The sequence below is a fragment of the Pseudomonas thermotolerans DSM 14292 genome (assembly GCF_000364625.1).
Classification (GTDB): domain Bacteria; phylum Pseudomonadota; class Gammaproteobacteria; order Pseudomonadales; family Pseudomonadaceae; genus Aquipseudomonas; species Aquipseudomonas thermotolerans.
Map to the genome: position 1 here is coordinate 58,086 of NZ_KB822619.1, position 13,540 is coordinate 71,625.

Here is a 13,540-nt window from a genome sequence, read left to right on the forward strand (position 1 = left end):
TTCCCGCCGGCCCGCCGCGCCGGTGCGCTCAGGGGGCGGCGTTCTCGCCGCCCCGATAGCCCTTCAGCAATGCCTGGTTCAGCGCGTGTTCCAGCCGCGCCTTGTAGCGCAGGTAGTGGAGGGTCTGCGCCGCTTGGCGGTCGAGCAGCCGCGACAGGTCGAGGTCGGTGAGGTAGCAGGGGTAGTGCTCGCCGCCGCTGCGGCGGGCGAGGATGTGCCGGGCCACGCTGCGGTACAGCTCGGCGCCGTGTTCCAGCTCGGAGAATTCCCGGTGGTCGCAGTAGAGGGTGACTCGCAGGCGGCTGCCGGGGCCGGGTTCGAGGATCGCCTGGACGTCGTAGAAGGGGTTGCTGACTCCCGTCTCGGGCGGTTCGATGCGCTCCACCTGACGGGCGCGCAACGGCGCGGCGGGGAGGATCCGGTGGTAGCGGATCTCCAGCGGGCTGCCGCCGGTCGGGTCGGCCAGGCTGGCGTTGCGCCGGTAGAGCAGCGACTGCAGGAAGCGGTGCAGCGGGGTGAGCAGGCTCTGTTCGTCGTGGAAGGGCAGGCGCTGGCGCCACAGCGAGTTGTGCTCGTCGAGCACGCTGAGTTCGGCTTGCTCGCCGTGCAGCCGGTAGAACACCTGGATGCCGTCTGGGCGGCCGAGCGGCAGGATCAGCGCCAGCTCGTCGTGCCCCAGGGCGTGGGAGTCGAGGTACAGCGGCGAGAAGGCCGGGCGCGGCTCGCCCAGGTAGCCTAGCAGTGCCGGCAGGTCGGCCAGCACGCGATGCCCGACCTGGCCGGGCTGCAGGTCCAGCACGTGGTATTCCTGGCGCAGCTGCACCAGATGGCGGGCCGGCGGCGTCGCCCCGAAGTGGCCGAGCGCCTCGCTGAACAGCGCCTCCAGGCGGCGGGCGATGGCCGGCGCGCGGTTGCGGCAGAAGCAACGGATCCGCAGGTTCGGCCGGGGCCCCTCGGCCGGCAGGGCGGCGAGGTAGTCGCGCAGGCAGTCCAGCGGCGCGTTGGGGCCGTCATAGCGGCTGACCAGCAGCTCGTTCCAGCTGTTCAGGCTGATCTGGTCGATGCTCTGCACCAGGTTCTCGCGCATTCCGGCGTAGCCCAGGGCGTCGGTGCGCTCGCTGGTCAGGTGGACATTGAGCTGGCTGTGCGCCTTGAGCGGGTCGATGCCGACGTTGACCAGCAGCAGCACCTCGCGCGGCACGGCGGCTTGCAGCAGGGCGCTCTCCTCGACCGCAGCGAGCGGCATCGGGAAGCTCTGCCGCAGGCTGTCCAGCAGCTTGTACAGCTCCGTCTCGGAAAGGTCGCTGGTGCCGGGGTGTAGGGTCAGCCGGGTGCTGGCGTCGATCACCCCGTTGCGATGGCTCCAGGCTAGCAACTCGACCAGCGAGCGGCTGCGCTTGAGCGGCGCGAAGTCCTGCCAATCGCGGGCGCCGAGGCTGCCGGGAAGCAGCGCCCAGAGGCTCTCGCCGTCCTCTGCGGCCGGGCAGTGGACCAGGGTCAGGGTATCTTCGGCCAGGTCCGGGGCGATCCCCGGGTTGATGAACTCCACCTTGCCCGCCTTGCGCTCGAAGGCGGCGTACAGGCGCCGGCCGAGCACCCCCAGGTCGCGTTCGTTGAGCGGGCTGGCGACCTGCAGGCGGCGGGCCAGCTGGGACAGGAAGCGGTAGCTGTAGGTCAGCTCGTTGACCAGGATGCGCCGCTCACCGGCCACCTGGCGAACCTTCCACTGGCTGCGGCTGTCCAGCCGGGCGAGCTGGCGCTGATCCCAGCGCCAGTCGGCGGTGAGCCGTTCGAGGAGCAGGCGCTGCCAGCTCTTGCGACGGTTGTGCGGCGGCCGGCTGAGACGCTTGCCGACCTTGAGGTAGAGGCAGCGACGGACCAGCTCGAGGCGCTCGACCTCGCCGCGTGCGCTCAGGTATTCCTCGAGGCGCCGGTAGACCATCAGGTAGGGGTCCAGCTCGTCGAGGTCCAGACGGTTGGCGTACACCGCCTGCTTGAAGCGCAGCGCCAGGCAGTTCACTTGCGGATGCTCGCTGGCGTAGACCTCGGTGAGCAGCAGCTTGAGCACCGCCTTGTAGGGCGAGTCGATGCCTTTGAACAGCTGCCACATGCCGGCGCCGAGGAACTCGCCGGGCGGGATCTGCGCCAGGTGGCCGAGGTCGAGCACCTCCTGTTCGCGGACGAAGCGCCGCGACAGCAGCTTCTCGCAGTACTCGGCGTAGCGGCCTTCCTCGTAGGCCGGCACCAGCCACCACAGCGGGGTGCGGCCGCCGAGCCAGATCGCCGTGCGGTAGAACTCGTCGAGCAGCAGGTAGTGCTGGGTGGTGCCACAGTCGTCGGAGGTCAGCCGGGCGTCGCGGGCGCCGCGGGTGAAGCGCTGCGGGTCGACCAGGAAACAGTGCACCTCGGCGCCCAGGGTCGCCGCCCAGGTCTCCAGGGCGGCGCACTTGCGGCGCAGCTCGGCGAGCGCGGCCTCGGGCAGTTGCGGGTCGTGGCAGACCCAGAGGTCTAGGTCGCTGGTCTCGGCCTGCGCCAGGGTGCCCAGGCTGCCCATCAGGAACAGGCCCTGGATCGGCTGCGCCGGGCCTTCGCCGCGGCGTGGCCGGTAGCTGAAGGAGCGGGTTAGCCGCTGTGCCTCGGCGAGCAGCGCCTCGTCCGGCTCGAAGCCGCACAGCCCGGCCGGTGCGCTGGCCGAGACGTAGCCGGGGAGCAGCGGATGGTTGACATGGAAGAGCAGCGGCAGCAGGCGCAGGACCAGCTGCTGGCGGCTCGACAGCGCCTCGTTGGCGCGGGCCAGGCGCCCGGCGTTGATCTGCAGGAAGCGCGCGCGCAGCCGGGCGAGGACCTTGCGGTCGATGCCGTCGTCGATGTCGGGGCGGATTTCCTGGCGATGGGGCATGGCCTGTCGGGCTGGGGCAGACAACGCCCCCTGTATCGGCAGGCCCGGGAGTGGGCTTTAGACGCCGGGCGCTCCGCCCGTCGGCGCGGCTAGCCGGCCGGCCTGCTGGCGAGGATGGTCAGCAGCGCCTGGGCGTGTTCGGCGGCGTCCACGCCGAGGCTGGTAAGGTAGCCGCCATCTGCCTGGGTGACCAGTCCCTTGCCGTACAGGCGGGTGATCGCGCGCTGGGCCCGGGGATTGGCGTTGTTGTGGACCTTGAGCCCTTCCTGGTGGTTGTTCAGGTTGTACAGGGCGAGGATTTCCAGTTCGGCGATCAGCTCGGGGGTGAAGGTCATGGGCGCTCCGTGGGTCTTGTCGTCTGCCTTGGCAGTGTAGACCCGCCGCGGGCGCCCGGCCGGCCGCGGACTCAGGTCTCCTCGCCGGGCAGCTCGGGCAGGGCGCGCAGCAGGCGCTCGTAGCCGGCGAGATCGAAGGGCCGGTCCTCGCGGAGCATGGCGTCGATCTCGTGGGCCAGCACCAGGGCAATCAGGCGCAGGGCCTCGTCGCGCGGGTAGCCGACCAGGGTCAGCTTGTTGAGGGTCGCCTGAACCGCGGCCGGCTCGCCGGCCGCCAGCTGGTTCTCGATGGCCTCGAGCAGGGTGGCCTCGGCAAAGGCCTCGTCTTCGTCGTCGTGCTCGTGCATGTGGGGTCAGTCCTCGCCGGCGGCGAAGTCGAGCAGCGCCTGGCCGGTCAGCCGGTAGATGGTCCACTCCTCCTGGGGGCGTGCCCCGAAGGATTGGTAGAACTCGATGGCCGGTGTGTTCCAGTCCAGCACCGCCCACTCGAAGCGTCCGCAGCCGCGTGCCACGGCAAGCTTCGCCAGGTGGCGCAGCAGCGCCTTGCCGGCACCCTGGCCGCGGGCCGCGGGGCTGACGTAGAGGTCCTCGAGGTAGAGGCCGTGCCTGCCCAGCCAGGTGGAGTAGTTGAAGAAGTACACCGCATAGCCGATCGGCTCGCCGTCGCGCTCGCAGATCAGGGCGTGGGTGGTGGAGTCGGCGCCGAACAGGCTCGCGCGGATCCCGGCGGCGTCGGTCTTCACCTCGTGTTCGGCCTTCTCATAGATGGCCAGCTCGGTGATGAAGCGCAGGATCAGCTCGGCGTCGTCGGAGGTGGCGGGGCGGATGTGCAGGCTCATGGCGGCTCGTGGGGCAGGGCGGGAGGATGGGTGCGGGCGGTCGCAGCCGCCCGCACGGGGACGGCTCAGCGGCTGGCCAGCAGCGCGCGGCCGCGGGCCACGGCGGCGCGCACCTGGTTCGGTGCGGTGCCGCCGATGTGGTCGCGGGCATTCACCGAGCCCTCCAGGGTCAGCACGGCGAACACGTCGTCGCCGATCTGGTCGCTGAACTGGCGCAGCTCGTCCAGGCTCATCTCGGCCAGGTCCTTGCCGGTCTGCACGCCGTACTTCACCGCGTGGCCGACGATCTCGTGGCAGTCGCGGAACGGCAGGCCCTTGCGCACCAGATAGTCGGCCAGGTCGGTGGCGGTGGAGAAGCCGCGGCGGGCTGCCTCGCGCATCACCTCGCGACGCGGCCTGATGGCCGGCACCATGTCGGCGAAGGCGCGCAGGCTGTCGCGCAGGGTATCGGCAGCGTCGAACAGCGGTTCCTTGTCTTCCTGGTTGTCCTTGTTGTAGGCCAGCGGCTGGCCCTTCATCAGGGTCAGCAGGCCGGTCAGGTGGCCGAACACCCGGCCGGACTTGCCGCGCACCAGCTCCGGCACGTCGGGGTTCTTCTTCTGCGGCATGATCGAGCTGCCGGTGCAGAAGCGGTCGGGCAGCTCGATGAAGTTGAACTGGGCGCTGGTCCACAGCACCAGTTCCTCGGAAAAGCGCGACAGGTGCATCATCGCCAGGCTGGCGGCGGCGCAGAATTCGATGGCGAAGTCGCGGTCGGAGACGCCGTCCAGGGAGTTGCCGCCGATGGCCTCGAAGCCGAGCAGCTGGCAGGTGATCTCCCGTTGGATCGGGTAGGTGGTGCCGGCCAGCGCCGCCGAGCCTAAGGGCATGCGGTTGACCCGCTTGCGGCAGTCGACCAGGCGCTCGTAGTCGCGGGAGAGCATCTCGAACCAGGCCAGCAGGTGGTGGCCAAAGGTCACCGGCTGGGCGGTCTGCAGATGGGTGAAGCCGGGCATGATGGTGTCCGCCTCGCGCTCGGCCAGGTCCAGCAGACCCTGCTGCAGGCGGGTGATCTCGGCGAGGATGGTGTCGATCTCGTCGCGCAGCCAGAGGCGGATGTCGGTGGCCACCTGATCGTTGCGGCTGCGCCCGGTGTGCAGCTTCTTGCCGGTGATGCCGATGCGCTCGGTCAGGCGCGCCTCGATGTTCATGTGCACGTCTTCCAGGTCCACGCGCCAGTCGAAGCTGCCGGCTTCGATCTCCGCCTGGATCTGCTTGAGGCCGTCGATGATGGCATCGCGCTCGGCCTCGCTGAGCACGCCGACCTGGGTCAGCATGGTGGCGTGGGCGATGGAGCCCATGATGTCGTGGCGGTACAGGCGCTTGTCGAAATCGACGGAGGCGGTGAAACGGGCGACGAAGGCATCGACGGGCTCGCTGAAGCGGCCGCCCCAGGACTGGTTGGTTTTTTCGCTGCTCATGGGATTCGCTCGGCTGACGGGCAGGCCGCAGGTGGCGGCCGGCGTTGAACTGTGGCGCATGATAGCAGGCTCGGCGCCCGCGGCGGCGCCCGGCCGTAGCCGAGATGCCCGGATTCTCAGGATGTGCGCGAATTCTGGCAGCACCCGGCGTTTCGGTGCTTTTATTGGCGCTGCCTGGCCGGCATGGCGGTTTGTCGGCGCTTTCCGATGGACATCCGATGCGTAGCGACTGGTTCAGATTCAAGGACAGCCCGGCGGCGAGTACCGCCGACGACTTCTTCCTCCCCGAGCTGTGCGCGCCAGAGGCCCTGCTGGTGCTGGTGGTGCTGGCCGAGCTGCTGGTGCTGGTGCTGGTGCTCGCCGAGCCCATGCCGGGCGGCTTCGACTGGGTGCGCCTGGCGCTCACCTCGCTGTTCGTGCAGTGGAACGTGCTGCTCTCGGCGGCCCTGCTGTGCCGCCTGCGGCCACTGCTGGCGCGCCTGCGTGCGGCCTGGGCGGGGCTGCTCTGCAGCCTGCTGGTGGTCGCCCTGACCTTGGCCTGTACCGCGGTGACCGACTACTTCCAGCTGTTCCAGCTCGCCGAGGGCGGCGATACCGGCCGCTACCTGCGCCATGGGCTGATTGGCCTGATCATGTCGGCGCTGCTGCTGCGCTACTTCTATCTGCAGAGCCAGTGGCGCCGCCAGCAGCAGGCCGAGCTGCGCGCCCGCCTGGAGGCCCTGCAGGCGCGCATCCGCCCGCACTTTCTGTTCAACAGCCTAAACAGCATCGCCAGCCTGGTGGCCAGCGACCCGCGCAAAGCCGAGCAGGCGGTGCTAGATCTCTCCGACCTGTTCCGTGCCAGCCTGGCCAAGCCGGGCAGTCTGGTGACCTGGAAGGAGGAATTGGAACTGGGTCGCCGCTACCTGTCCATCGAACAGTACCGCCTGGGCCCGCGCCTGCAGCTGGAGTGGCAGGTGGACGGCGTGCCGGACGACCTGCCGATCCCCCAGCTGACCCTTCAGCCGCTGCTGGAGAACGCCCTGATCCACGGCGTGCAGCCGCGCATAGAGGGCGGCTTGGTGCGCATCGAGGCGGAGTACCGTGACGGCGTCTTCCAGCTCTGCGTCAGCAACCCCTGTGCCGACGGTACCCAGCCACAGTCCTCGCGCGGCACTCGCCAGGGGCTGGCCAACGTCGAGGGCCGACTTGCGGCACTTTTCGGCCCTGCTGCGAGTCTCAGCGTGGATCGCCGTGACGGTCGCCACTACACCTGTCTACGCTATCCTTGTGCGAGACTCTCGCAGGAAGCCAGAGCACTATGAATGTCCTGATCGCTGATGACGAACCACTAGCCCGCGAGCGCCTGACCCGCATGGTCGGCGAAATCGACGGTTATCGAGTCCTGGAGCCCGGGGCCACCAATGGCGAAGAGGCCCTGACGCTGATCGACAGCCTGAAACCGGATGTGGTGCTGCTGGACATCCGCATGCCCGGTCTCGATGGTCTGCAGGTGGCGGCCAAACTGTGTGAGCGTGAGGCACCTCCGGCGGTGATCTTCTGCACAGCCCACGACGAGTTCGCCCTGGAAGCTTTCAAGGTCAGCGCGGTGGGCTACCTGGTCAAGCCGGTGCGCCCGGAGAACCTCGCCGAGGCGCTGAAGAAGGCCGAGCGCCCCAACCGCGTGCAGCTGGCTGCGCTGACCCGTCCGGCGGCGCAGTCCGGCACCGGCCCGCGCAGCCACATCAGCGCGCGGACCCGCAAAGGCATCGAGCTGGTGCCGCTGGACCAGGTGATCTACTTCATCGCCGACCACAAGTACGTGACCCTGCGCCACGAAGGCGGCGAGGTGCTCCTCGATGAGCCGCTCAAGGCCCTGGAGAGCGAATTCGGCGAGCGCTTCGTGCGCATCCACCGCAACGCCCTGGTCGCCCGCGACCGCATCGAGCGCCTGCAGCGCACGCCGCTCGGGCATTTTCAGCTGTACCTCAAGGGCCTCAACGGCGAGGCCCTGACCGTCAGCCGCCGGCATGTCGCCGGTGTGCGCAAGCTGATGAGCTCTCTCTAGGCGCAGGCTGCGCGCCGGCTCGGCCGTTCCGCCTGCCGAGTCGCTTGAGGCCGGAGGGTCGGGGCCTGTTATCATCCCGGCATTCCCACATCCCGAGTGCCGTCATGTCGTTTCGCGAAATTCGTATCGCCACCCGCAAGAGTGCCCTGGCCCTGTGGCAGGCCGAATACGTCAAGGCTCGTCTGGAACAGGCCCATCCCGGCCTGGCGGTGAGCCTGGTGCCTATGGTCAGCCGTGGCGACAAGCTGCTCGATGCACCGCTTGCGAAGATCGGCGGCAAGGGCCTGTTCGTCAAGGAACTGGAAACCGCCCTGCTGGAGAACCAGGCGGACATCGCCGTGCACTCCATGAAGGACGTGCCCATGGAGTTTCCCGAAGGGCTGGGCCTGTACTGCATCTGCGAGCGCGAGGACCCGCGCGACGCCTTCGTCTCCAACACCCACGAATCCCTGGATGAGCTGCCCGCCGGCAGCGTGGTCGGCACCTCCAGCCTGCGCCGCCAGGCGCAGCTGCTGGCGCGCCGTCCGGACCTGGAGATCCGCTTCCTGCGCGGCAACGTCAACACCCGCCTGGCCAAGCTGGATGCCGGCGAGTACGACGCCATCATCCTCGCCGCCGCCGGGCTGATCCGCCTCGGCTTCGAGGCGCGCATCCGCTCCTTCATCGGCGTCGAGGACAGCCTGCCGGCCGGCGGCCAGGGCGCGGTGGGCATCGAATGCCGCAGCGCCGACAGCGAATTGCATGCCCTGCTGGCCCCCCTGCACCACCGCGAGACCGCCCTGCGGGTGACCGCTGAGCGCGCCCTGAATCGTCGTCTCAACGGCGGCTGCCAGGTGCCCATCGCCTGCTACGCGGTGCTGGAGCACGACCAGCTGTGGCTGCGCGGCCTGGTCGGCCAGCCGGACGGCAGTCAGCTGCTGCGCGCCGAGGCGCGGGCCAGCGCCGAGCAGGCCGAGGCGCTCGGTGTGCGGGTCGCCGAGGATCTGCTCGGCCAGGGCGCCGATGCCATCCTCAAGGCCGTCTACGGCGAGGCCGGACACCCGTGACGGGCTGGCGCCTGCTGATCACCCGCCCCGCCGAGGAGTGCGCGGCCCTCGCCGCGACCCTTGCCGAGCAGGGGGTGTACGCCAGCAGCCTGCCTCTGCTGGAGATCGAGCCGTTGCCGGAGACAGCCGAGCAGCGCGCCCTGATCCTCGAGCTGGACCGCTACCCGGCGGTGATCGTGGTCAGTAAGCCGGCCGCACGGATCGGCTGCGAGCTGGTCGACCGCTATTGGCCGCAGCCGCCGGCGCGCCAGGTGTGGTTCAGCGTCGGCGCCGCCACCGGCCAGCTGCTGCAGGACTACGGCTTCGAGACCTGCTGGCCGACGCAGGGCGACGACAGCGAGGCGCTGCTCGACTTGCCGCGCCTGGCCGAGGTACTCGCTGTGCCCGATCCCCGAGTGCTGATCCTGCGCGGCGAGGGTGGCCGGGAATTCCTCGCCGAGCGCCTGAGCGGCCAAGGCGTGAGCGTAGATTATCTGGAACTCTATCGGCGCAGCCTGCCGGACTACCCGTCCGGCACCCTGCCCAGGCGGATCGCCGAGGAAGGCCTGAACGGTCTGGTGGTGAGCAGCGGCCAGGGCTTCGAGCATCTGCGCCAGCTGGCCGCCGAGGACTGGCCGGCGCTGGCCCGGCTACCCTTGTTCGTGCCCAGCCCGCGGGTCGCCGAACTGGCCCGCGCGGCCGGGGCCGAGAATGTTGTGGACTGTCGCGGCGCGAGTGCCGTGGCCTTGCTGGCGGCCTTGCGGGCCACTCCCGCAGCCGCGTTCTGACGCGAAGGACGGATACGTGAGCGAAGAAGCATCCTTTCCCCAAGACGACAAGCAGGTCCTGCCGGCAGCCCCGGCGCCCACTCCGGCCCGCCGCGGGGGAGGCGTCGCCATCCTCGCCCTGCTGATTGCCCTGGCGGGCGCCGGTGCCGCCGGCTGGGGGCTCTGGCAGGTGCGCCAGCTGGAGTCCCGTGATCAGCACCAGCTCGGCCTGCTCGACGAGACCCGCGGCGAGGCCCGCTCGCTGGCCCAGCGCGAACAGGCTCTGGCCGCGCGCCTCGCCGAGTTGCCGAGTGCCGAGGAACTGGAGGAGCGCCGCCGCCTGCTCGCCCAGGTGCAGGGCGACCAGCAGTTGCTGGCGCGGCGTCTGGAAAGCGTGCTCGGCGCCAGCCGCCAGGACTGGCGCCTGGCCGAGGCCGAGCACCTGTTGCGCCTGGCCAGCCTGCGTTTGTCGGCCCTGCAGGACATCAACAGCGCCGCGGTGCTGGTACAGGGCGCCGACGACATCCTCCGCGATCAGGACGACCCGGCCGCCTTCGCTGCCCGCGAGCAGTTGGCCAGGGCGCTGGTCACCCTGCGCGGGCTCTCCGAGGTGGACCGCACCGGTCTGTTCCTGCAGCTCGGCGCGCTGCGCGCCCAGGCCGCGACCCTGAGCAGCCTGGCGCCGGGCTTCCAGAGCAATGGCGAGGGCAGCTTCAGCATGGTCGCCGACGGCGACGGGAGCAGCCGCTGGATGCAGTTGTGGGAGGCCCTGTCGCGCTACGTCCGCATCGACTTCGACGTCGACCAGCAGGTTCGCCCGCTGCTCGCCGGGCAGAGCCTGACCCAGGTGCGCCTGGCATTGACCCTGGCCCTGGAGCAGGCCCAGTGGGCCGCCCTGAACGGCCAGCAGGCGGTCTACCAGCAGGCCCTCGACCAGGCCCGCGAGCTGCTGGAGTCGGCCTTTAACAGCGACAACCCGGACAGCCAGGCGCTGCTTGCGCGCATCTCCGAGCTGAGCCAGCGTCCGGTGGCGATCGAGCCGCCCGACCTGGCCCCGGCGCTGAATGCCGTGCAGGCCTACATCAGCCAGCGTCAGGCCGCGCGCAGTCAGAGCAAGCTGGTCGAGCCGGCCACCGAAACGTCGGTTGAAGCTCCGGCCGAGGCCGCCGAAGCTGTCGAGACGAGCGAGGCGGAGGAGGGCAGCCAGCAATGAAAGTCCGGACCCGCGTGCGTGTGCTGCTGAGCCTTCTCCTAGTCGTGGCGGCCATCGCCGGGCTGGTCTGGGCCTTCTCCGAACATGCCGGCTACGTGCTGATCGCTTTCAAGGGTTTCCGCTACGAATCCAGCCTGTGGGCTTTCCTGGCCGTGCTCGCGGTGCTCTGGGTGACGCTCTGGCTGCTCCGACTGGTACTGCGCCTGCTGTTCGTCTCCACCGGGGTGGTCAACCCCTGGTCGCGGCGCAACCGTCGGCGGCGTATCCGGCTCGCCTCCGAGCAGGGCCTGATGGACCTCATCGAGGGCCGCTGGGAGCGCGCCCTGCGTCATCTCAAGCGCGCCGCCGAAGGCGCCGAGCAGTCGCTGATCTACTACCTGGGTGCGGCCCGCGCGGCGCACCGTCTCGGTGAATACGAGGAAAGCGATGACCTGCTGGAGCGTGCCTTGCAGCGCGAGCCGCAGGCCGAGCTGGCCATCGCCCTGGCGCATGCCGAGCTGCAGGCGGACCGTGACCAGCTGACCCAGGCGCTGTCCACCCTGCAGGTGATGCGCGAGCGCCATCCGCACCATCCGCAGCTGCTGCGTCAGCTGCAGGCCGTGCTGGTGCGGCGTGGCGAGTGGTCGGTGCTGGTCGGGCTGCTGCCGGAGCTGCGCAAGTACCGGGCGCTGCCGGAGGACCAACTGCTGGTGCTCGAGCGCCGGGTCTGGCGGGAGCGCCTCGACGAGGCCGGCAGAGCCGGGCTGAACGCCGGCGAGGCGGCCCTGCAGCCGCTCACCCAGGCCTGGCATCACCTGCCCGCCGAACTGCGCCAGGATCCGGAGCTGGTCGCCGCCTATGCCGAGCAACTGCGCCGCCTGGGTGCCCAGGAGGAGGCCGAGTCGCTGTTGCGCAAGGCCATCCGGCAGCATTACGACAGCCGTCTGGTACGCCTCTACGGGCTGGTGCGCGGCAGCGATCCGGCGGCTCAGCTGCAGGTTGCCGAGAGCTGGCTGCAGGCGCACCCGGAGGATGCCGAGCTGCTGCTCGCCCTCGGCCGGCTGAGCCTGCAGAACCAGCTGTGGGGAAAGGCCCGCGACTACTTCGAGAGCAGCCTGAGCTTCGCTCGCAGCCCGCAGGCCTGCGCCGAGCTGGCGCGCCTGCTGGCCCAGCTGGGCGAGACCGCGCGCAGCAACCAGCTGTTCCTCGAAGGCCTGGGGATGCTCGACGCGCAGCTGCCCAGCCTGCCGCAGCCGGAGACGGCGCGCACCTGAATCAGCCGTCCCTTCCGCTGGTACGGAAGGGACGGCGTGCCCGCCCTGCGGCAAATCTGCGCGCCCTGCATTGCGCTCGGGCGCTTGTAAGCGCGAAGCGCTTTCCTCTACCGTAATCTCCCTTTCCCTTCCTCTTCCCCGGAGACGCTATGCCGCTGGCCAGCCCACGTTCCCTGTTCCTGCTCGGTTTTCTCGGCGCTCTGACCCTCATGGGCGTCGCGCTCTATCTCGAGCACGTGGTCGGCCTGCAACCCTGCCCGCTGTGCATCGTCCAGCGCATCTGCGTGATCGCCTTCGGCCTGGTGTGCCTGGTGGCCGTCCTGCATGCGCCGGGCGCTACCGGGCGGCGGATCTACGCGGCACTCGGCCTGCTCAGTGCCGCCGCTGGAGCGGCTACCGCCGGGCGTCAGGTGTGGCTGCAGGGCGTGCCCGCCGATCAGCTGCCGGCCTGCCTGCCGAGCCTCGAGTACATGATGGAGGCGCTGCCCTTCCAGGAGATTGTCCGCCTGCTGCTGCACGGCACCGCCGACTGTGCCGAGGTGGGCTGGACGCTGTTCGGCCTGAGCATTCCGGAATGGACTCTGCTGGCCTTCGCGGCGATGATCCTGCTGGCCCTCTACCAACTGCTGCGTCGCGCCTGAGGCGCTTTCCGCCGGCGCTGCAGGTAGGCCTCGTCAATTTTTCGGCGCGCCTCGCCGCCCAGCATTTTCGCGGTTTCCGGGTAAAACGCGCGTATGAAGTTTTTTTTGTTGACGCCTTGAAGAGGTGGCTGTAGGGGCATACTCTGGCCTTCACGCTCCAGCGGAACCCGCAGTGCGATGGAGCCTTCCCGCGACTTCGGCACCGATTGACGGAACAGCGTCTCGGAGCAGACGTACGTACAGATCAACGACAAGGGAAGAGGGGTCATCATGCTTGAGAGTTGTCAGAACGCCCAAGAGCGTTGGGGTGGGGTCAACCTGCTGATCGACCGTTGGCTGCAGGAACGTCAGGAACTCATCGAGGCCTATGAGAAGGTGCAGTGCGGCGGCCAGTCACTGACGGTGACGGCCGAGTCGCTGCAGAACTTTTGCGAACTGCTGGTGGACTACGTGTCCGCCGGGCACTTCGAAATCTACGAACAGCTGACCACCGAGGCCCAGATGTTCGGCGACCAGCGCGGGCTGGAATTGGCCGAGCAGCTCTATCCGCGCATCGACGCCATCACCCAGGCGGCACTGGCCTTCAACGATCGCTACGACAACGGCGACAGCCGCGACAACCTGACCATGTGCAGCGAGCTGAAGCGCCTGGGGCAACTGCTCCACGAGCGCTTCGAGTTGGAGGACTGCCTGATCGAGGTGCTGCACAACGCCCATCAGGCTCAGCTAGGCGCGCAGCGGAGTCAGGCCCGTCAGCCGGCCATGCCGCGGGCCTAGCTGTGTAAACCCAGTACGTTGTTCAGTGGAAGTGGTACGCGGCTGATGGGTGGGTTGTAGCCAAGGCTGGCGTGTGGTCTGTGCCAGTTGTAGTGGTGCAGCCACGGCAGCAGGTGAGCGGCGCGTTGCTCGGAACTCTCATAGCTGCGGGCGTATGCCCACTCGCGCAGGCTGGTCTGGATGAAGCGTTCGGCTTTGCCGTTGGTACGTGGGGTATAGGGCCTGGTCCAGAGATGGCGCAAGCCCAGCCGGCGAACCAGGCGACGGAAGCGTCTGGAGCGGTA

The 13,540-nt window shown here is 69.3% G+C and carries 14 protein-coding genes; 8 read left to right on the forward strand and 6 right to left on the reverse strand.

Going from position 1 to position 13,540, the window contains the following annotated elements; genetic code table 11:
• Positions 1–28: 28 nt before the first annotated feature.
• The 5 genes from H165_RS0114800 to argH form a co-directional block, all read right to left on the reverse strand.
• Positions 29–2,899: a class I adenylate cyclase gene (locus H165_RS0114800; RefSeq protein ID WP_017939723.1), complete on the reverse strand. Its 2,871-nt coding sequence runs from the start codon at positions 2,897–2,899 to the stop codon at positions 29–31.
• A gap of 89 nt (positions 2,900–2,988) precedes the next feature.
• Positions 2,989–3,234 (reverse strand): TIGR02647 family protein, encoded by a 246-nt coding sequence (locus tag H165_RS0114805; protein ID WP_017939724.1) that lies wholly within the window; start codon positions 3,232–3,234, stop codon positions 2,989–2,991.
• A 71-nt stretch (positions 3,235–3,305) separates the two neighbouring features.
• The gene (locus tag H165_RS0114810) at positions 3,306–3,581 is read right to left on the reverse strand and encodes a hypothetical protein (protein ID WP_017939725.1); all 276 of its coding nucleotides are present in this window, start codon (positions 3,579–3,581) and stop codon (positions 3,306–3,308) included.
• A 6-nt stretch (positions 3,582–3,587) separates the two neighbouring features.
• Entirely contained in the window at positions 3,588–4,073 is a 486-nt protein-coding gene (locus H165_RS0114815) for a GNAT family N-acetyltransferase (protein ID WP_017939726.1), read from the reverse strand.
• Positions 4,074–4,138: 65 nt separating this feature from the next.
• Complete coding sequence (gene argH, locus H165_RS0114820; protein WP_017939727.1) at positions 4,139–5,533, reverse strand: argininosuccinate lyase; 1,395 nt, start codon at positions 5,531–5,533, stop codon at positions 4,139–4,141.
• Positions 5,534–5,751: 218 nt separating this feature from the next.
• On the opposite strand from argH, the gene H165_RS0114825 reads away from it, so the two are divergent.
• The 8 genes from H165_RS0114825 (at position 5,752) to H165_RS0114860 (ending at position 13,256) form a co-directional block, all read left to right on the forward strand.
• Positions 5,752–6,837 (forward strand): sensor histidine kinase, encoded by a 1,086-nt coding sequence (locus H165_RS0114825; protein ID WP_017939728.1) that lies wholly within the window; start codon positions 5,752–5,754, stop codon positions 6,835–6,837.
• Positions 6,834–7,580 carry a LytR/AlgR family response regulator transcription factor gene (locus H165_RS0114830; protein WP_017939729.1) on the forward strand — a complete coding sequence of 249 codons (747 nt, stop codon included), beginning with the start codon at positions 6,834–6,836 and terminating at the stop codon, positions 7,578–7,580. Before H165_RS0114825 ends, H165_RS0114830 begins: the two co-directional genes overlap by 4 nt.
• Before the next feature lie 104 nt (positions 7,581–7,684).
• Positions 7,685–8,626 (forward strand): hydroxymethylbilane synthase, encoded by a 942-nt coding sequence (gene hemC, locus H165_RS0114835; protein WP_017939730.1) that lies wholly within the window; start codon positions 7,685–7,687, stop codon positions 8,624–8,626.
• Positions 8,623–9,393, forward strand: a complete 771-nt coding sequence (locus tag H165_RS0114840; RefSeq protein WP_017939731.1) for a uroporphyrinogen-III synthase — start codon at positions 8,623–8,625, stop codon at positions 9,391–9,393. Before hemC ends, H165_RS0114840 begins: the two co-directional genes overlap by 4 nt.
• Before the next feature lie 16 nt (positions 9,394–9,409).
• A complete protein-coding gene (locus H165_RS0114845; protein WP_017939732.1) occupies positions 9,410–10,585 on the forward strand; it encodes a uroporphyrinogen-III C-methyltransferase in 1,176 nt (391 codons plus the stop codon).
• On the forward strand, positions 10,582–11,838 hold the full coding sequence (locus tag H165_RS0114850; RefSeq protein ID WP_017939733.1) for a heme biosynthesis HemY N-terminal domain-containing protein: 1,257 nt from the start codon (positions 10,582–10,584) through the stop codon (positions 11,836–11,838). The genes H165_RS0114845 and H165_RS0114850 overlap by 4 nt, the downstream gene beginning before the upstream one ends.
• A gap of 149 nt (positions 11,839–11,987) precedes the next feature.
• Positions 11,988–12,479, forward strand: coding sequence for a disulfide bond formation protein B (locus H165_RS0114855; RefSeq protein WP_017939734.1), 492 nt, complete (start codon positions 11,988–11,990; stop codon positions 12,477–12,479).
• 270 nt (positions 12,480–12,749) lie between these two features.
• Positions 12,750–13,256, forward strand: coding sequence for an Rsd/AlgQ family anti-sigma factor (locus H165_RS0114860; RefSeq protein WP_017939735.1), 507 nt, complete (start codon positions 12,750–12,752; stop codon positions 13,254–13,256).
• Here the strand turns inward: H165_RS0114860 and H165_RS0114865 are convergent.
• On the reverse strand, positions 13,253–13,540 hold a 288-nt coding region (locus tag H165_RS0114865), incomplete at its 5' end, for an integrase core domain-containing protein (protein WP_017939736.1). The genes H165_RS0114860 and H165_RS0114865 overlap by 4 nt on opposite strands.

Coding starts and splice junctions, on each gene's coding strand:
- H165_RS0114800 (WP_017939723.1), bottom strand. CDS start 2,899: ATGCCCCATCGCCAGGAAATCCGCCCCGACATCGACGACGGCATCGAC.
- H165_RS0114805 (WP_017939724.1), bottom strand. CDS start 3,234: ATGACCTTCACCCCCGAGCTGATCGCCGAACTGGAAATCCTCGCCCTG.
- H165_RS0114810 (WP_017939725.1), bottom strand. CDS start 3,581: ATGCACGAGCACGACGACGAAGACGAGGCCTTTGCCGAGGCCACCCTG.
- H165_RS0114815 (WP_017939726.1), bottom strand. CDS start 4,073: ATGAGCCTGCACATCCGCCCCGCCACCTCCGACGACGCCGAGCTGATC.
- argH (WP_017939727.1), bottom strand. CDS start 5,533: ATGAGCAGCGAAAAAACCAACCAGTCCTGGGGCGGCCGCTTCAGCGAG.
- H165_RS0114825 (WP_017939728.1), top strand. CDS start 5,752: ATGCGTAGCGACTGGTTCAGATTCAAGGACAGCCCGGCGGCGAGTACC.
- H165_RS0114830 (WP_017939729.1), top strand. CDS start 6,834: ATGAATGTCCTGATCGCTGATGACGAACCACTAGCCCGCGAGCGCCTG.
- hemC (WP_017939730.1), top strand. CDS start 7,685: ATGTCGTTTCGCGAAATTCGTATCGCCACCCGCAAGAGTGCCCTGGCC.
- H165_RS0114850 (WP_017939733.1), top strand. CDS start 10,582: ATGAAAGTCCGGACCCGCGTGCGTGTGCTGCTGAGCCTTCTCCTAGTC.
- H165_RS0114855 (WP_017939734.1), top strand. CDS start 11,988: ATGCCGCTGGCCAGCCCACGTTCCCTGTTCCTGCTCGGTTTTCTCGGC.
- H165_RS0114860 (WP_017939735.1), top strand. CDS start 12,750: ATGCTTGAGAGTTGTCAGAACGCCCAAGAGCGTTGGGGTGGGGTCAAC.